At 60.4% G+C, this 17,554-nt stretch carries 13 protein-coding genes; all 13 read left to right on the top strand.

Going from position 1 to position 17,554, the window contains the following annotated elements:
- The first annotated feature begins 134 nt into the window (after nt 1-134).
- Nucleotides 135-782, top strand: coding sequence for a hypothetical protein (locus tag ACKTTN_RS02165; protein WP_407908229.1), 648 nt, complete (start codon nt 135-137; stop codon nt 780-782).
- Complete coding sequence (locus tag ACKTTN_RS02160) at nt 779-1,984, top strand: XRE family transcriptional regulator (RefSeq protein ID WP_407908228.1); 1,206 nt, start codon at nt 779-781, stop codon at nt 1,982-1,984. Before ACKTTN_RS02165 ends, ACKTTN_RS02160 begins: the two co-directional genes overlap by 4 nt.
- Nucleotides 1,981-2,892 (top strand): DNA-processing protein DprA, encoded by a 912-nt coding sequence (locus tag ACKTTN_RS02155; RefSeq protein WP_407908227.1) that lies wholly within the window; start codon nt 1,981-1,983, stop codon nt 2,890-2,892. The genes ACKTTN_RS02160 and ACKTTN_RS02155 overlap by 4 nt, the downstream gene beginning before the upstream one ends.
- The gene (locus ACKTTN_RS02150) at nt 2,885-3,526 is read left to right on the top strand and encodes a hypothetical protein (RefSeq protein WP_407908226.1); all 642 of its coding nucleotides are present in this window, start codon (nt 2,885-2,887) and stop codon (nt 3,524-3,526) included. Before ACKTTN_RS02155 ends, ACKTTN_RS02150 begins: the two co-directional genes overlap by 8 nt.
- A gap of 9 nt (nt 3,527-3,535) precedes the next feature.
- Nucleotides 3,536-4,669: a hypothetical protein gene (locus tag ACKTTN_RS02145; protein WP_407908225.1), complete on the top strand. Its 1,134-nt coding sequence runs from the start codon at nt 3,536-3,538 to the stop codon at nt 4,667-4,669.
- A gap of 8 nt (nt 4,670-4,677) precedes the next feature.
- Nucleotides 4,678-6,513 (top strand): hypothetical protein, encoded by a 1,836-nt coding sequence (locus ACKTTN_RS02140; protein ID WP_407908224.1) that lies wholly within the window; start codon nt 4,678-4,680, stop codon nt 6,511-6,513.
- Between the two features lie 327 nt (nt 6,514-6,840).
- Complete coding sequence (locus ACKTTN_RS02135) at nt 6,841-7,797, top strand: DUF932 domain-containing protein (protein ID WP_407908700.1); 957 nt, start codon at nt 6,841-6,843, stop codon at nt 7,795-7,797.
- Between the two features lie 425 nt (nt 7,798-8,222).
- Entirely contained in the window at nt 8,223-8,480 is a 258-nt protein-coding gene (locus ACKTTN_RS02130) for a DUF4258 domain-containing protein (RefSeq protein ID WP_407908223.1), read from the top strand.
- A 3-nt stretch (nt 8,481-8,483) separates the two neighbouring features.
- Complete coding sequence (locus tag ACKTTN_RS02125) at nt 8,484-10,274, top strand: N-6 DNA methylase (RefSeq protein WP_407908222.1); 1,791 nt, start codon at nt 8,484-8,486, stop codon at nt 10,272-10,274.
- Nucleotides 10,275-10,316: 42 nt separating this feature from the next.
- A complete protein-coding gene (locus tag ACKTTN_RS02120) occupies nt 10,317-11,813 on the top strand; it encodes a type I restriction-modification system subunit M (RefSeq protein WP_407908221.1) in 1,497 nt (498 codons plus the stop codon).
- Nucleotides 11,810-13,336, top strand: a complete 1,527-nt coding sequence (locus ACKTTN_RS02115) for a type I restriction-modification system subunit M (RefSeq protein WP_407908220.1) — start codon at nt 11,810-11,812, stop codon at nt 13,334-13,336. The genes ACKTTN_RS02120 and ACKTTN_RS02115 overlap by 4 nt, the downstream gene beginning before the upstream one ends.
- Nucleotides 13,302-14,573 carry a restriction endonuclease subunit S gene (locus ACKTTN_RS02110; RefSeq protein ID WP_407908219.1) on the top strand — a complete coding sequence of 424 codons (1,272 nt, stop codon included), beginning with the start codon at nt 13,302-13,304 and terminating at the stop codon, nt 14,571-14,573. Before ACKTTN_RS02115 ends, ACKTTN_RS02110 begins: the two co-directional genes overlap by 35 nt.
- Nucleotides 14,563-17,547 carry a type I restriction endonuclease subunit R gene (locus ACKTTN_RS02105; RefSeq protein WP_407908218.1) on the top strand — a complete coding sequence of 995 codons (2,985 nt, stop codon included), beginning with the start codon at nt 14,563-14,565 and terminating at the stop codon, nt 17,545-17,547. Before ACKTTN_RS02110 ends, ACKTTN_RS02105 begins: the two co-directional genes overlap by 11 nt.
- Nucleotides 17,548-17,554: the final 7 nt, after the last annotated feature.

Genomic DNA, 17,554 nt, shown 5'->3' with positions numbered 1-17,554 from the left:
GGCCCTGGCCCATTGAGCCACTGGGGCAAGGGAGAAGGAGGATCCGGGACGTTGAGAAATCTTCGCCCACCCCTTTTAAACGAAACAAAACGGTGCCAATATCCCGGTAAGCGAAATCGAACCCCGGAGTTGCCATGTTCCAGCCGTCGACCGCCTCGATCCCTTCCCTGCTTGTTCGGGACCTGCCGCGCGAATTGGTCATGGGCGTGGAAGATGCTCTGCGCCAAGGGGCGTACCGCGCCTACGGCGCCGCCCACGGCCGGGAAAACGGTCATCTACCCAACGTGTTGGGCCAGCTGCGGCACTTCGACATGAACGAGGGCTTCCACCGCGCGCTCGCGGCAGCACACGCCCAGCCCACGGAGCTGCGCGGCAATGACCTGGTGCTCGGTCGCGCCGGCATCTTCACGCTGGGTCGCTTCAACATCACCAGCGGTTGTTGGCTCAATGGCCGTCGCAGCCATACGCGCCGCCACTTGGCGCTGGCCAACCAGGCCCTCGAGCCGCTGGTGCAGAACGTGCTGTTCGATCAATACCGAGAACCTCCGGTCGCGGTCGCCTTCTTCGTCGCGTGCTTCTCCGGCTCGCCCCGCGTGCAACCCGAAGCGCCGGTGTCGATCAGCGTAGCTGTGCCTGATCGCGACATGCGCGGCTGGCTGTTCCGCGAATCGATCTCGACGTTCCTGGAGCGCTACGAACCGCAAGTGGGCGAACAGGTCGACCTCGCCAAACCGAAGCTCAGGCAGGGGCGTCTGCAAGGTCGCGGCGGCGAGTCGTCATGAGCCGCGGTGGCGTCCAAGGTTTTCAGGGCGAGCGCCTGACCCAGGTGTTGGCCGCCCGTCGCCTGAGCCAGCTGCAGCTTGCGGGCATGGTCGGCGTATCTCCGGCGACCATGAGCAAATGGCGTTCGGGCTCCCAAGCACCCGAGCGCGAGGCTCTCGAGCGCTTGGCGAGCGTTGTCAATGTCACGCCGGAATGGTTCACGCGTGCGCCGTCAGCCAAAGTGTCGTTGCCGATGTTCCGCAGCAACGCCTCGGCGCACGTCGCCGCGCGGGCCATGCTCGAGGCGCGCCTGGAGTGGGCGCAAGACGTGGCCCTAGCGTTGTCCGACTTCGTTGACTATCCGGACGTTAATCTTCCCACGCGCACCTTCACCGATCCGGACCAGATCACCCCGGATGAAATCGAAACAGCGGCGGCCGAGTGCCGTGAACTGTGGCGATTGGGACGCACGGCGGTCCAAGACCTAGCCTTGGCGATTGAAGGGGCGGGCGTGGTGTTGATCCGCGAAGAAACCGGTATCTCGCAGATTGAAGGCTTGTCGGCGTGGAGTGCGGCGTTGGGCCGACCCTTGGTGCTGTTGTCCGCCGACAAGGACAACGGCTATCGCAGCCGATTCGACCTGGCCCATGAGTTGGGCCACCTGGTCTTGCATCGGTACATCGAGCGTCCCAACGACCGAGAGCGCCACAAGCAGATGGAAGTGCAGGCGCATCGCTTCGCCGGCGCCTTCTTGCTCCCCGCCGAAACCTTTAGCAGCGAAGTGCGCACGCCCGTCACGCTCGATGACCTGTTGCTGCTCAAGCGGCGCTGGGGAGTATCTGTCGCTGCCATGGTGATGCGTCTTCGCGCCTTGAAGATCCTGGACGAGGAGGGCGCACAGCTTCTTTTCAAGCGTCGCTCCGCCCGCTGGGGTGCCAAAGCCGAGCCCGGGGATGGCGACCGTGCGCCGGAACAACCGCGCTTGCTGCAGCGAACGATCGACTTGCTGATCGAAGAAAACGTCATGCCGCGCGAGGCCATCCCGCGCCATATCGGCTTGTCGGCGTTCGACATCGAAAAGCTCGCCGGCTTGTCGGAAGGCTATTTCGAGCACAAGGCGACGGTCGTGCAGTTTGCTCGTTTGCGCGCGGTCGCCAGCGAGCCGTCCGTGCCGACCCGAGGCAGTACGGTCGTGCCCTTTCCATCGAGGGCCAAGCCATGAGCCTGCTAGCCGGTAACACTTGCGGCGGGCGTCCGCTCGATATTTTTTTCAGTCCTCCGATCGTGCCTTCGCGCGAGATGGCGGCCTACGAGGCCTTGTGGACGCGCCAGAAGACCTCGTTCAAGACCCTGGCCGAGCTGTTCCGCGCGCACCCATCGACCACCCCATCGGAATTGGTGGGCGAAGAGGAGATCACGGCGAGCTTCAAGCAGGTCATGGACAAGCTCATTTCGGCCAACATCGTCGATTTCGGCGTCCGGGTGCACGGCACCGTGGAGTACCCACAGCGCTTGCGTGATGCGGCCAATCCGATCGAGCTGTTCTACTACCGTGGCTGGTGGGACCTGGTGGATGCGCCCAAGCGCATTGCCATCGTCGGCTCGCGCAATGTCAGCGAAGAGGGCGAACGTCGTACGCGCAAGCTGGTTCGGCTACTGGTCGAGGCCGGGTACACGATCGTGTCGGGCCTAGCCAAAGGAGTTGACACCGCTGCCCACAAGACCGCGATGGCGTGCGGTGGGAGCACGATTGCAGTCCTCGGTACGCCGATAACCGAGTACTACCCCAGCGAAAACCGACAGCTGCAAGATGAGATTGCCGATAAGCATTTGTTGATCAGCCAAGTGCCGATCTGCCGTTATGCCGAACAGGACTACCGGGCGAACCGCCAGTTTTTCCCAGAGCGCAACGCGACCATGTCGGCGATCTCGCAAGCCACGGTGATCGTCGAAGCAGGAGAGACCTCGGGCACCTTGGCGCAGGCGCGGGCGGCCTTGCAGCAAGGTCGAAAGCTCTTCATCCTCAATAGTTGTTTCGAGAATCCGGACCTGACGTGGCCCCGGCGTTTTGAGGCGCAAGGCGCGATACGCGTCAACAGCGTCGACGACATCCGGGAAGCCCTTGAATAGCCGGGTTGTCGCAGTTGATTCCCTGACGCTCCCCGATCATCACTACCTGGATGTCGGGGACACCTGCTATTACGCTGGTGAATACACCGCAGGCGAAGATCACGCTTACAGCAACACCAACCAACTCATCCACAACCTCAAGAAATCGGTTGACCGCCGCGGCCGCCCCGAGTGGCAGTACAAGGAGAGGGCAATCGCCCAAGCCGCGCAGATCTTTCGCGCCGCGCTGAATCCCGCGGTGCAGCTGACGCTGGTTCCGGTCCCGCCATCTAAGGCGCGCACGGATCCAGCGTATGACGATCGCATGGTGCGGTTGCTACGACTGGTGGCCCAAGATCGCCCGCACGATGTGCGCGAGCTGGTCATCCAGACCGCATCGATGGCGGCGGCGCATTTGGCCGATCGCCGTCCCAAGCCCGAAGAACTACTGGCGGTTTACCAGCTGGACGAGTCCCTGACCGACCCCGTGCCTGACCGCATTTTCATCGTCGACGACGTGCTGACTACCGGCTGTCACTACAAGGCAGTCAAGCGCGTGCTCGCGCAGCGTTTCCCCGAGGCTGAGATCTATGGCCTGTTCGTCGCTCGTCGTGCGCCCAAATCGGCGCTCGATGCCTTCGACAATCTGGAGTGACCGCCCGTCATGTTGATCGTCCTTGCTTCTCCTGACGCGCTGGTGCAGGCCGGCGGCCTGAATGCGGCGCTGGTCACGGTGCTTAGGAACGTCAGTACCGCGAAGCATCCGGTCGGCGTGGTGTCCAACCATGCGGAACCTGCTTGGTTCGCTGGTGCATTCGCCGGATCGGCCGTCCAATTCGTGCACCAGCCCGGCCGCCAGAAAGGGCAGGTCGTGGCTGCTAACGCGCATGCGCTGGGCCTGAAGCCGTTCGACGCGCTGGTGTTGGCCTTCAACGACGCCGACATGCAGATGGGCAAGAACGGCGGGGGCATTCTCGTCGCTGCCGGCTGGTCGACCGACGCCAAGGTCAAGTCATTGGGCATCCAGGTGGCTTCGCCTCAGGAGTTGGCGGACGTCATCGCGTTGACCGACGGCTGGGCTGGGGAGTGGTGGTACCGGGGAGATGGGCCGCTGTACAACGTGCGCGCGTTGTCGGATCTGTCGGGCTACATGAAGCCCTACGATGTCGCCGCCTTTGCCAAGAGCCTGACCCAAACTGTCAAGAACGGTGGAGCACGTTTGCTGTCGCTGCTCACCGTGACTTCGCGCTCGCTGCTGTTCGATGGCGCGGGGACTCAGGACGGCTTGCTGTGGGGCGTCTATCCGTCCTCCAAGAGTGCTAACGACGATACCGAAGTGCTCAGCGGCTTTACTCATGGCCTGCGAACCACGGTTTCGCGTGCCCACATGGCGCGCCGCGGCGCGCCGTTGTTCATCCGGCACACTCCATCGGCCAAGCGCTCCGCTGGCGGCGGCGTCGATCGCACCGATCCGACCGACCAATTGCTGACCTTGCATCTCAATCCCGATTACAAGTCCGGCATCAAGGGCAAGAACATCATGGTCGTGGATGATTGCACGACCTACGGCGTGTCCTTCGGCGTGGCAGCGGCGCTGCTGCGCAAGGCTGGGGCGAAGTCAGTGACCGGTGTGGCGTTGGGCAAGTTCGGCGACCAGCTGCGCCACTACGACATTGATGTCTTGGCCGACCCGTTCAAGCCGCTGCCGGTCGGCGGCTTCAAGGTCAACAAAGTCACGCTGTTCCCGGGGAAAACGCACCCTGTGACGCAGAAGGTCCTCCAGGCCCTGATTCCCTAGGAGACATCGTGGCCAAGTCCAAGCTCGATTCGGCGTTTTTCGCGCAGCTCAAGGCCTTCGACGCCGCCCTAGATGAGCGCTTGGCCGAATGTGCGATCCAGAGCATGGATGCCGACCAGACACTGGCCATGCTCATGAACCTGAGCGCATCGATCGCCGCGCACGATCCGATGGTCAACGGCATCGACAAGGCCATCGAGGTGTTCGCGCCCCATTTGGTGTCAGGGGCGACCGGTGACAAAGTGGACATGGATCGAATCCTCAATGACGTCGAGTTTGGGAGCCATTACTACCTGTTACGTGAGTACTTGTATTACGCGTTCAACTTTCCGGGTGCCTTTACCTGGACCGAGGCGAACGGAGTCACCGATATCCGATTTTTGGACCGATCCATTCCGCGACAATTCAACGTCTCGTTAAACGAATCGGTGGTCGGCGCCCGAGAACACTTTGCGGACACGAGTCGCCGGGACGCGCTGAAGGCGCTGATCAAAGGGCGCGACGAGTGGACTGGCCTGGACGAGCAGTTCGACAACCTGCTCAAGGCCGAAGTGGACCACAAGCTGGTCGCGTACTTCGCCGTCTTGCCGCCGGACAGTCGAGCCGACTTCGGCGGCTACACCTACGCGCAGTTTTATCAGTTCTACCGGATGTTGGTGGCCAAGGCGCTTTGGCACCGCTGGCACGCCGAGGTCAACGGTACCGGTGGCGCATTGACGATGGTGCAGGACGAGCTGATCGAAGCGGCGCACCAAGACACAGGGATCGACCGAACCACGCTTGAGCTCATCTTGCGTGATCTGGTGTACGACAAGCAGGCGGCGAGTGAAGGACTAAGCCCGGGCTATTTTTCCTTGATGCGCGAAGGTGGCACCGGCCGAATCTGGATGCGCCCGATGCATTTTTCCCTGCACGAGGGCGTGGTCGGACTGATGCGTGTGGCAGCGCACCGTCGCAACGATCAATTCCTCAATCACGTGAGCAACCCTCTGGGCGCCAACTTCGTGCAGCGCATGGCAGGCGCCTTTCGCGCGGAGGGATTTGAATGTCTGACCGAAGTCAAGCTGACCCAGTATGACCCGACGTTGCCAGACATCGACCTGATGGTCATCTCGCATGAGCCGACCTTGGGCTACGTGATTCTCGTGTGCGAGTGCAAGAGTCCAATTCCCGCCACCTGGTCCAAAGATCACTTGCGAGCACTGAATCGTGACAGTGTCTCCAAGGCTTTCGGCCAGTGCCAGCGCATCAGTGAATTCCTAACGAGCGAGAACGGGCTGGGCGTGCTCCGCGAGCTGCTCCCCCAACAAGGATTGGAGAATTTCGATCACTTCGTCGTGGTCCTGCAGCCCTTAGTAATAACGTCCCACAACGGCGGTATGTTCTTCGATGCGATGCGCACGCCAGTGTTCGCCTACCAAACGATCGAACGCATGTTGAAGGCGTGCGATGGCGACATTAGCTATATCCAGCACATGCTTCGGGTGTTCAACGAGACGTTCGACGCAAACCTCTCCGTCGCTAATCGTTCGACGAAACTGCTGCGTGGACAAGTGTCCTACGATACGGTCGACTTCAAAGCCACTATCCAGTTCCCGCCCAATCGCTGGCGTTCGGACTCCACGCGTGAGGAGCTTATCCGGGATTTTATGGAGTCGGGCGTTCAGCCGATCGATGCTCTTGCGAGCGCAGCAGCGAATGCAGTCGACGGCTCGGCTGACCAGACAGAAAGCCCTGAATCAGGCCGCCCCAACGTGATCTTGTTCGACTTCAACGAAGGGCGCCGTGGTCACTACGTCAAGATGTCCGCAGGTAGCCGGAAGCGATCCAAAGCGGACGCTTAAAGCACTTCGGTCGCGGTCCTGATTTCACGGAAGTCGACTGAAAAAACGTTCAGACCTATATCACTCACCCGAAGCTGGTGGAGTACCGCTTCGCGCTTAGACGCACCGCTCGATGCGTCCTAACCGGGTGAACTGATGTGACGAGAGACAAGTTCGACGCAATCTACTGCGTCCTGGTTGTGGCCGCTTCTGTTTTGGCCGGCATCGCTAATTGCACGACATGCGGCCCGCGCCGCCCCTGATCAAATCCACTTCTGGCATCCCATACAAGGCCCGGCATTGCGCTCGGGCCTTGTGCGTTATGCCGTCAACAAATGGGTGAATGAGATGCATTTGGTCGAAACGATGGCCTACACCGGAGAGAAGCCTTGGCACGGCCTTGGAAACAAACTCGCTCCCCAGCAGCCGATCGAGAGCTGGAAGGAGCAAGCCGGGATGAATTGGGAAATTCAAGAGTCGGAGGTTCAATACATCACGGGCGGCAAGAACGTCGGCACCATTAAATCTTTCCCCGAGAACAAAGTTCTCTACCGCTCAGACACCAAGGCCGCTTTGGCCGTTGTCAGTAAACGCTTCAGGGTGGTCCAACCAGGCGATGTTTTGGAGTTCTACCGAGATTTGACCGCCGAGAATGGGTTTGAACTGGAATCGGCAGGCGTGCTTCGCGAAGGACGCAAGTTCTGGGCGTTGGCCAGGACTGGGCAGAGCATGGTGCTCAAAGGTCGCGACCGGGTGGACGGCTATCTGTTGCTCGCCACTGCCTGCGACGGAACGCTGGCGACGACGGCCCAGTTCACCTCGGTCCGCGTCGTGTGCAACAACACGTTGCGGATCGCGCTGGGTGAAGCGAAGGGTGCGATCAAGGTGCCGCACCGCAGCCATTTCGATGCGGACACGGTCAAGCGCCAGCTCGGCATCACCGTCTCGTCGTGGGATGGCTTTGTGGACCGAATGAAAGCGTTGGTGGAGTGCCCTGTGGATCCGGACACCGTCGAAGGGTTGCTGCGTCGCGTGCTCACTTACAAAGTCCAGGACGGCAAGGCGAACGTGGTCAACGAACAGGCGCTGGCGACCGTCCGTGCCCTGCACGAAGGTGGTGGCCGCGGCGTAATGCTGTCCTCCAGCCGTGGTACGGCGTGGGGGTTGCTCAACAGCGTCACCGAGTTCGTCGACCACCACCGCAGGGCGCGCAGCGAGGACCACCGCCGGGATGCGGCGTGGTTCGGCCAAGGCGCCCAGATCAAGCAGAGGGCCTGGGATGAGGTTCTGGAACTGGTGTCCTGATGCTTCCACATCGACTGACGCGCTGATCGATACGAAGAAGCCTGTCGTCCGCCCTTGCGACGAATAGCTACGAAATGCCCACAGAGGGCAGACCCGTTGGATTCGAACAGAAGGAGTGCGCCATGCTGAAAATCGTCGGTGGCGTTGTCGTGTACGGCTTCGCCATGTTCGGCCTGGGCGTGTATTTGCATCGGATGCACGCCAGCCGAGGGGAATCACCAGAGTGAAATTACCCGCCAGCCCGCCACTAGTGCGGGCTGGCGGAATGGTGGGGATTTTTTTGGCCTCAGGTCGAGCAAGTCGGAGCATGAGCCAGCGGTTAGGTGATGGGCGCGGCGCTTGGCTACTATAAAAAAGTAGGAGCTACCTATTGACAGTAGATGCAGCATGGCCCACTCTGGCCGCAGATCCAGGGAGGCCGGCAAATGCACACAACCCGCCATTTCGCCCAACGCATGTCCCAGCGTGGCGTAAGCCGCGAGATGGTCGAGCTCGTGAGGGATTACGGAGTGCCCGAAGGCGACAAGCTCGTCCTGGGCCGGCGCGATGCCGCCAAGGTCATCGATCAGCTCATGCAAAAGCTTCGGGTCCTAAAGAGGATCCAAGACAAGGGCGGGCTGGTCGTAGTCGAGACCGGTGAGTCCCTCATCACGACCTACAACCTGCCCCACCCGAGGTACTGACAAATGAGCGCCAAGGTTCTATGGCAGCTGGTCGACCACTTCACGGCGACGCCCGTGCGCGGTCCCGACGCGATCCTGCTTTCGATTCAAATGCTTGCGTGGGCGCGTCTTTCTGCGCGGGAATCGGTGGAGCCAGCACTTCGACTTGAGCGCGTCCAGCAGCGCGGAACGGAAGGCCTCGTTGAAGGTTTGGCGGAGCTTGAAAGGGCCGCGTCTCCGTTTGCCTTGGCGTTCCAGGGCGCGGCGACCGCAGCAGCCAACGCCAGTGCACGTCTTCAGCAGGTCGCGGAAGACGCGGTCAGACTTGAAGGCGATGGCTTGTTGGCGGACTTCTCGCCTGCAGATGTCGCATTTGATGTTGTCAGCATCCAGCACTACTGGCCGACGATCGAACCGTCACTAGCAGATCTCATGGTCCGACTCGCAGGCCCGCTGGAGGGCGCTACTGCATACACGGCCTGGGACGTGACCGCGCAGCTTGCAGATCGCCTGAGTCGCCGCGGGTGCAGCGTCATGGTCGAAAACCCTGTGGCAAGCCCATTTCCAGCGCTGGTGGAGATCTTTTCCGGCAAAGGACTTGAAACCTCGTTCAGTGATCCGGTGCGTTCCCCAGCATTCGTGAGCAGGGGAAAGCTGCGCCAGTGCGATGTCGCCATTGCCCTCCCACCGTTGGGCGTCAAGCCTGAACCCGGAATTGTTGAACGAGATCTTTTCGATCGCTTCGACATTCCAAAAGCGACCTGGGCGGTATTGGCGGTTCAGCACCTGCTCGCTCAGTCCAGCAAGCGAGCGATCGTCGCTGTTCCGCATAGCGTTCTACAAGGTCTCGGCTCGGACCGGGCTCTGCGCCAGCAGATCGTTGATTCGGGTCGTCTGCAGGCAGTGGTTTCGCTTCCGCCGGGCCTGGTTCTCGGAACCGCAATCCAGATTGCCGTGCTGGTCCTGGGACCAGCTGGCGCTGCGGACCGCGTTCGTTTCGTAAACGCCAGTGGTGACGACTTTCGCGAATCCGCAACTCGAACCCGGACAACGTTGGTGAACATCGACCGGATCGTCGATGACGCGATGAGCGACGAGCGCACTCCCGTGGCGCGGACCATTTCTCGCGTCGAGATCGAGGCCAACGACTATCAGCTCCTGGTGGCTCGATACGTGCTCGCGGCGAATCACGAAAAACTTCTCTCCAAGCTGGCCGGCGCGCGGCTCGTACCACTGGGGGACCTAGTGGAAACCGTAAGGCCGTTGACTGCTGCCGCGAATCCCGGCGACGGTCTGTTCTCCGTCCGCGAGGTCGGCACGGCAGACATACCCCCTGTCGGATATGTCCGCGCTGGGCGCGAGCTCTACGCGGAGCCCGCGGCCATGAACAAGGGGTTTGATCAGTTCCTACTGCCTGGAGACATCGTGCTGACCATCCGGGGCAGCACGGGCAAGGTTGGCATTGTCCCGGATCACGTCCCGAAGCCCGGCAACGGAGGCTGGGTTGCGGGCTCTTCTGCCACGGTCCTGCGTACGAGATCCGGGGCCCCTGTTGACCCGAAGGCCCTCTTCTTGTTGTTGCGCTCGAAACTTGGTCAGGACCTGCTCAAGACGATCACAAGCGGGTCGACGATCCCCATGGTCACTCTTCGCGATCTTTTGAAGCTTGAAGTTCCCGAGCTGTCGATGGCAAGCGCTCGTCACGCGGGCGATGTGCTCGATGCGGAAGAGGCGCTGCAGCAACAGATCGAGGATCTCACGCGTCAACAGTTCGCTATCGCTGGAAACGATTGGGCAGCCGGAATGCTCCAGTAATCCCATCGCATCCGGTCACGCCCTTGTACTTGGGACAAAAACTTGATCACACAAAACATCACGCTCGCTCAGCTTGAAAGCCACCTCTGGGAGTCCGCCAACATCCTGCGCGGCCCTGTCGATGCGGCGGATTTCAAGACGTACATTTTTCCGCTGCTTTTCTTCAAGCGGATCTGCGATGTCTGGGACGAGGAGTATCAGGAGATCGTCGACGAAACTGGCGACGAGCAACTTGCCTGGTTTCCGGAATCACACCGCTTTCAGATTCCCGAGGACTGCCACTGGAACGATGTTCGCACCAAGGCGACAAACGTGGGTGCCGTCCTACAGCGCGCGATGCGCGAGATCGAAAAGGCGAACCCTGATTCGCTCTATGGCGTCTTCGGCGACGCACAGTGGTCGAACAAGGAGCGGTTGTCGGACGCGCTACTAAAGGACCTGATCGAGCATTTCTCGAAGCTGCCGCTCGGCAACAAGCAGGTCGCCTCGGACGTGCTCGGAGACGCATACGAGTACCTGATCAAGAAGTTCGCGGACGCGACGAACAAGAAGGCCGGCGAGTTCTATACGCCGCGCAGTGTGGTGCGCCTGATGATCGACATGCTTGACCCCAAAGAGGCCGAGACCATCTACGACCCGGCCTGCGGTACCGGCGGTATGTTGCTGGCCGCGGTCCAGCACGTCGAGCAGATGCACGGCGACGTCAAACGCCTGTGGGGCAAGCTCTACGGGCAGGAAAAGAACCTCACCACGTCATCCATCGCGCGCATGAATCTGTTCCTGCACGGCATCGAGGACTTCCAGGTCGTCCGGAGTGACACTCTGAGGAATCCAGCTTTTTTCGAGGGTGACCGCCTGGCGACCTTCGACTGCGTCATCGCCAACCCGCCATTTTCTCTCGAGAAGTGGGGCGAGGAGCTGTGGCAGAACGATCCTTTCGGCCGCAACTTTGCGGGTCTGCCGCCGACGTCCAACGGAGACTTTGCCTGGGTGCAACACATGGTCAAGTCCATGGCAGATGCCTCAGGCCGAATGGCTGTGGTGCTGCCCCAGGGCGCGCTGTTCCGGAAGGGCGCCGAGGGAAGCATCCGCCAGAAGCTTCTAGAAATGGACCTCGTCGAGGCGGTCATCGGGCTCGCATCCAACCTGTTCTATGGCACTGGCCTCGCCGCTTGCATCCTAGTGCTCCGCAAGCGAAAGCCAGCCGCACGCAAGCAAAAGGTGCTTATCGCGGACGCCTCGCGTCTGTTTCGCCGAGGCCGTGCGCAGAATTATCTGGAACCCGAGCACGCCGCCGACATCCTCAGCTGGTATTGCAACTTTGCCCATGTGCAGGACGCCGTCCGGGTGGTCAGCCTTGACGAGATCAAGAACGAGGACTGGACGCTGAACATCTCGCGCTACGTCCTGCCGCCACTGCAAGAAGATATCCCGCCGCTGCCAGACGCCGTCGCGGCGTTCAAGAATGCGCTCACCCGGTGTCGAGAAGCCGAAGAACGGCTTGCACAGATCATGACTGAAGGGGGATGGCTGAAATGAGTCACCCAAGCAAGCGCATCAGCCAACAAGAACTCGAAAGCTACCTCTGGGGCGCCGCCGTTCTACTACGCGGCCTAATTGACGCCGGTGACTACAAACAGTTCATCTTCCCTCTGCTGTTCTACAAGCGCGTTTCGGATGTATGGGAGGAGGAATACCAAACGGCGCTGGCCAACTCCCGCGGCGACCTGTCCTATGCCCAGTTTGCTGAGAATCACCGTTTTCAGATTCCTGCGGGTGCGCATTGGAAAGACGTGCGGCAGGCGCCTAAGAATGTCGGCGCGGCCATCCAGAAGGCCATGCGCGCCATCGAGACTGCCAACCCGGATCTGCTCGACGGCATCTTCGGCGATGCCCCGTGGACCAATCGCGAGCGCCTGCCCGATGAGACGCTCAAGAACCTGATCGAGCACTTCTCGACTCAGGCACTGTCGGTGGCCAATGTGCCTGAAGACGAGCTCGGCAACGCCTACGAGTACCTGATCAAGAAGTTCGCCGATGATTCCGGCCACACGGCCGCCGAGTTCTACACGAACCGCACCGTCGTCCACCTGATGACGCAACTCCTGGCGCCGCAGGCAGGCGAGTCGATCTACGACCCGACTTGCGGCACCGGCGGCATGCTGATCTCTGCGTTGGACGAAGTGAAGCGTTCTGGCGGCGAATACCGCACGCTCAAGCTCTATGGGCAGGAGCGCAACCTGATCACCTCGTCCATCGCCCGCATGAACCTGTTCCTGCATGGCGTGGAGGACTTCGAGATCATCCGCGGCGACACACTGGCCGATCCCAAGCATGTCGAGGGCGACCGCCTGCGCCAGTTCGACGTGATCCTCGCCAACCCGCCGTACTCCATCAAGCAGTGGAACCGCGAGGCCTGGAGAAGCGATAAGTGGGGCCGCAATTCCCTGGGCACGCCGCCGCAGGGTCGCGCTGACTATGCGTTCCAGCAGCACATCCTGACCAGCCTTACTGCCAACGGGCGCTGCGCGGTTCTCTGGCCGCATGGCGTGCTGTTCCGCAACGAGGAACACGCCATGCGCGCCAAGATGGTCGAGCAAGACTGGGTGGAGGCCGTCATAGGTCTGGGACCCAACCTGTTCTACAACTCCCCGATGGAGTCGTGCATCGTCATTTGCAACGCCAAGAAGACAGCTGCACGCAGGGGCAAGGTGATCTTCATCGACGCGGTGAACGAGGTCACTCGCGAGCGCGCACAGAGCTTTCTCACGCCGGCTCACCAGCAGCGCATCCTGACCGCCTACAAGGCGTTTGCGGACGTGCCCGGTTTCGCCAAGGTGGCCACGCTGGCCGAGATTGGCACCGGCGGGGCCAACCTGTCGATACCGCTGTACGTGAAGCGCATTACCGCAGCCATCGCAACCGACAGCAATGGTGACGCGGCATCGCTGCGCTCCTCCTGGACGCAATGGGAGAGCGATGGTCGTGCCTTCTGGCAGCACATGGACGCGTTGGTGGAGACGTTGGATGGACACATTGCAGGGGACATCGAACGTGTCTAACAACAAAAGCTTGAAGTCGAGCTGGAAGCTCTGGCGCTTTGATCAGATGGCGACCAACGTCAATGTTCGCATCGACAACCCGTCTGAGTCCGGGATGGAGCATTACGTTGGCCTGGAACATCTAGATGCCGATTCAATGAAGGTTCGGCGCTGGGGCACGCCGGACGATGTAGAAGCCACCAAACTGATGTTCAAGAAGGGCGACATCATTTTCGGTCGCCGCCGGGCTTACCAACGGAAGCTCGGTGTTGCCGCGTTCGATGGGATTTGTTCCGCCCATGCGATGGTGCTGCGAGCCAAGCCTGACGTCGTCCTGCCTGAGTTTCTACCGTTCTTCATGCAGAGCGATCTGTTCATGAATCGTGCGGTAGAAATTTCTGTCGGTTCCCTATCACCTACCGTGAATTGGAAGACGCTAGCAGCGCAGCGGTTTGCCCTGCCACCGATCAACGAGCAAGAGCGCCTATTGACGCTTTTTAGCGCGATGGATCATGGCTGCAACGAATTTTCCGAGGCGCTCAGCGCCGCTGAGGCTTTGTTTGAGTCATCGCTTTGGAACTGGACAACAGGTCGGCTTGCTTCCAAGAAGAGACCAATTGAGGCCGGCGAGTGGAGCAAAGCCAGGCTGCCCGGTATTAACGAAATTCCTGTGACTTGGAGGCTGGTGAGGCTGACAGATGTGGCCAGGCTTGAAAGTGGTCATACCCCCAGCCGTCGTCACGAAGACTATTGGTCAGGTGACATTCCTTGGATATCGCTCGGCGACACAGAGCGACTCGATACTCGAAGAATCGTCGAAACGGCCGAAACCGTTTCTCAAAAAGGAATAGACAACTCCTCTGCACGATTGCTGCCAAGGGACACTGTGGTGCTGTGTAGAACCGCAAGCGTTGGCTTCTGCTCGGTAATGGACAAGCCTATGTCGACCAGCCAAGACTTTGCGAACTTTGTCTGCGATACGAACGCAGTACTGCCTGATTTTCTGTACTTTCTATTTCGGGCAATGCGCAAGTACTGGAAGAAGATTGCGATGGGCGGGGGTATCAAAACGGTCTACATGCCGTTCTTTAAGGAAATGCAAATCGCACTGCCACCGATCGAGGAGCAGGAGTCGATCATCGTCGGGCTTTCGAGCATTCAAGATGCTGTGTCGGATCTTCGAGGCAGGCTAACGGGAAGCCGGAGTTTGCTATCGCATGTTCGTGATCAGGCCTTGGGGGTGCAGCATGAGCTTTAGCGAATCAAACACTGTTGAGGCCTACATCCGCGATCTGCTCGCAGGCACGATCAAGACTGCTTTGCCCACTACCGTTCAAGAACCGCAAGCGAGTTACAAGCAGAGCCCCAAAGGTATCGGCTGGCACTACGCGGCCCCGGCTGATGTTCCTCGCCGGATTCAGGAGGTGCTGGTCGAGCCTTGGGTGCGCGATGCCCTAATCCGCCTGAACCCCGAGATCGCGGCCCAACCGGATCGAGCCGACGAGGTGCTCTACAAGCTGAGAGCCATTGTGTTGTCGGTGCGTTCGGATGGCCTGATCCGCGCCAACGAGGAAATGACCGCATGGATGCGCGGCGAGCGCTCCATGCCCTTCGGCGACAACAACCAGCATGTGCCGGTAAGGTTGATCGAACTGGATGACCTTTCGCAGAACCAGTACATCGTCACTCAGCAGTACACTTTTCGCGCCGGGCCCACCGAGCGCCGTGCAGATCTAGTGCTGCTGGTCAACGGACTGCCGTTGGTGCTGATTGAGGCAAAGACGCCAGTAAAGAAGTGCATCAGTTGGGTCGATGGCGCGGTGCAGGTGCACGACGACTATGAGAAGTTCGTGCCCGAGCTCTTCGTTTGCAACGTGTTTTCGGTGGCCACGGAAGGCAAAGTCTTTCACTACGGGTCGATCGGGCTGCCGGTCAAAGACTGGGGCCCATGGCACCTGGATGGTGGCGATGCGCAGCACCATCCATTGAAGTCTCTCAAGCTGTCGGCCGAGAGCATGCTGCGCCCGCATGTGGTGCTGGACATTCTCGGCAGCTTCACCCTCTTCGCCACCGACACGAAGAAGCGCCGCATTAAAATCATCTGCCGCTACCAGCAGTACGAGGCGGCCAACAAGATCGTCGAGCGTGTGCTCGCGGGCTACCCCAGGAAGGGCCTGATCTGGCATTTCCAGGGCTCTGGCAAGTCGCTTTTGATGGTGTTCGCCGCGCAGAAGCTGCGCATGCATGCCGCCCTGAAGAATCCTACGGTCCTGATCGTGGTTGACCGAATCGATCTCGACAGCCAGATCACCGGCACTTTTACCGGGGCGGACATTCCAAACCTGGAGAAGGCCGAGAGCCGAGAAAAACTGCAGCAACTTCTGGCGCAGGACGTGCGAAAGATCATCATCACGACGATCTTCAAATTCGGCGAGGCCACCGGCAGCCTAAACGACCGTGGCAACATCATCGCTCTAGTCGACGAAGCGCACCGCACGCAAGAGGGCGACCTGGGCCGCAAGATGCGCGAGGCCCTACCGAATGCGTTCTTGTTCGGCCTGACCGGAACGCCCATCAACCGCGCCGACCGCAACACCTTCTACGCTTTCGGTGCCGAAGAAGACGAGAAAGGCTACATGAGTCGCTACGGTTTCGAGGAATCGATCCGCGACGGCGCCACGCTGAAGCTGCACTTCGAGCCGCGCCTGATCGACCTGCACATCGACAAAGCCGCACTTGACGCCGCGTACAAGGACCTGACTGGCGGTCTGTCCGATCTGGACAAGGACAACCTCGCCAAGACAGCCGCCAAGATGGCCGTGCTGGTCAAGACGCCCGAGCGCGTCCGCAAGGTGTGCGAGGACATCGCCGAGCACTTCCAGACCAAGGTGGAGCCCAACGGCTTCAAGGGCCAGATCGTCACTTTCGACCGGGAGTCCTGCCTGCTGTTCAAAGCCGAGTTGGACAAGCTGCTGCCGCCCGAGGCCACGAACATCGTGATGTCGGTGCAGGCGTCCGACAAAAAGGATCACCCTGAGTACGCGAAGTACGACCGCACACGTGATGAGGAAGAACGGCTGCTGGATCGCTTCCGCGACCCGGCCGACCCGCTGAAGCTGATCATCGTTACGGCCAAGCTGCTGACGGGCTTCGACGCGCCCATCCTGCAGGCGATGTACCTGGACAAGCCGTTGCGGGACCACACGCTGCTACAAGCCATCTGCCGGGTGAACCGCACCTACTCCGAGCAGAAGACACACGGCTTGATCGTGGACTACCTCGGCATCTTCGATGACGTGGCCGCGGCGCTCGAGTTCGACGACCAGAGCGTCAGGCAGGTGGTCAGCAACATCCAGGAGCTCAAGGACAAACTGCCGGAGGCCATGCAAAAGTGCCTCGCGTTCTTTGCGGGATGCGACCGTAGCCTGCAGGGCTACGAGGGCCTGATTGCCGCCCAGCAGTGCCTGCCCAACAACGAGGTGCGCGACAACTTCGCCGCCGAGTACAGCGTGCTCAGCAGAATCTGGGAAGCACTGTCTCCCGACACGGTGCTCGGCCCCTTCGAGAAGGATTACAAGTGGCTGTCGCAGGTGTACCAGTCGATCCAGCCATCCAGTGGACACGGCAAGTTGATCTGGCATTCGTTGGGCGCCAAGACCATTGAGCTGATCCATCAGAACGTGCACGTGGATGCCGTGCGGGATGACCTCGACACTCTGGTGCTGGACGCCGATTTGCTGGAGGCCGTGCTCTCGAACCCGGATCCGAAGAAGGCCAAAGAAATCGAGATCAAACTTAAGCGTCGGCTTCGCGGCCACGCTGGCAATCCGAAGTTCAAGCAGCTGTCGGAACGCCTGGACGCGCTCAAGGATCGCTTCGAGACAGGCCAGATCAACAGCGTTGAATTCCTGAAGCAGCTTCTGGAGATTGCTAAGGAGACGTTGCAGGCCGAGAAGGAAATACCGCCAGACGAGGACGAGGATCGTGGCAAGACTGCGCTGACCGAGCTGTTCAACGAAGTTCGGACCGACGAGACACCCATCATCGTCGAGCGTGTTGTTACGGACATCGACGAGATCGTGCGCCTAGTTCGCTTTCCCGGCTGGCAAGGCACGCAGGCCGGCGAGCGTGAGGTCAAGAAGGCGCTAAGAAAGGCGCTCTTCAAGTACCAGCTACACGCGGATGAGGAGCTGTTCGAGAAGGCCTACAGCTACATCCGGCAGTACTACTAAAAGGGGG

It is taken from the genome of Lysobacter claricitrinus (genome assembly GCF_045866565.1).
In the GTDB taxonomy this organism is placed as follows: domain Bacteria; phylum Pseudomonadota; class Gammaproteobacteria; order Xanthomonadales; family Xanthomonadaceae; genus Cognatilysobacter; species Cognatilysobacter claricitrinus.
The sequence above is the reverse complement of the archived record's forward strand: the minus strand, read 5'-3'. Positions and strand labels throughout refer to the sequence as shown.

What these genes read in the sequence shown, in the direction of transcription:
- ACKTTN_RS02135 (WP_407908700.1), top strand. Translation starts at nt 6,841, where the DNA reads ATGCATTTGGTCGAAACGATGGCCTACACCGGAGAGAAGCCTTGGCAC.
- ACKTTN_RS02165 (WP_407908229.1), top strand. Translation starts at nt 135, where the DNA reads ATGTTCCAGCCGTCGACCGCCTCGATCCCTTCCCTGCTTGTTCGGGAC.
- ACKTTN_RS02130 (WP_407908223.1), top strand. Translation starts at nt 8,223, where the DNA reads ATGCACACAACCCGCCATTTCGCCCAACGCATGTCCCAGCGTGGCGTA.
- ACKTTN_RS02115 (WP_407908220.1), top strand. Translation starts at nt 11,810, where the DNA reads ATGAGTCACCCAAGCAAGCGCATCAGCCAACAAGAACTCGAAAGCTAC.
- ACKTTN_RS02125 (WP_407908222.1), top strand. Translation starts at nt 8,484, where the DNA reads ATGAGCGCCAAGGTTCTATGGCAGCTGGTCGACCACTTCACGGCGACG.
- ACKTTN_RS02160 (WP_407908228.1), top strand. Translation starts at nt 779, where the DNA reads ATGAGCCGCGGTGGCGTCCAAGGTTTTCAGGGCGAGCGCCTGACCCAG.
- ACKTTN_RS02155 (WP_407908227.1), top strand. Translation starts at nt 1,981, where the DNA reads ATGAGCCTGCTAGCCGGTAACACTTGCGGCGGGCGTCCGCTCGATATT.
- ACKTTN_RS02105 (WP_407908218.1), top strand. Translation starts at nt 14,563, where the DNA reads ATGAGCTTTAGCGAATCAAACACTGTTGAGGCCTACATCCGCGATCTG.
- ACKTTN_RS02145 (WP_407908225.1), top strand. Translation starts at nt 3,536, where the DNA reads ATGTTGATCGTCCTTGCTTCTCCTGACGCGCTGGTGCAGGCCGGCGGC.
- ACKTTN_RS02110 (WP_407908219.1), top strand. Translation starts at nt 13,302, where the DNA reads ATGGACACATTGCAGGGGACATCGAACGTGTCTAACAACAAAAGCTTG.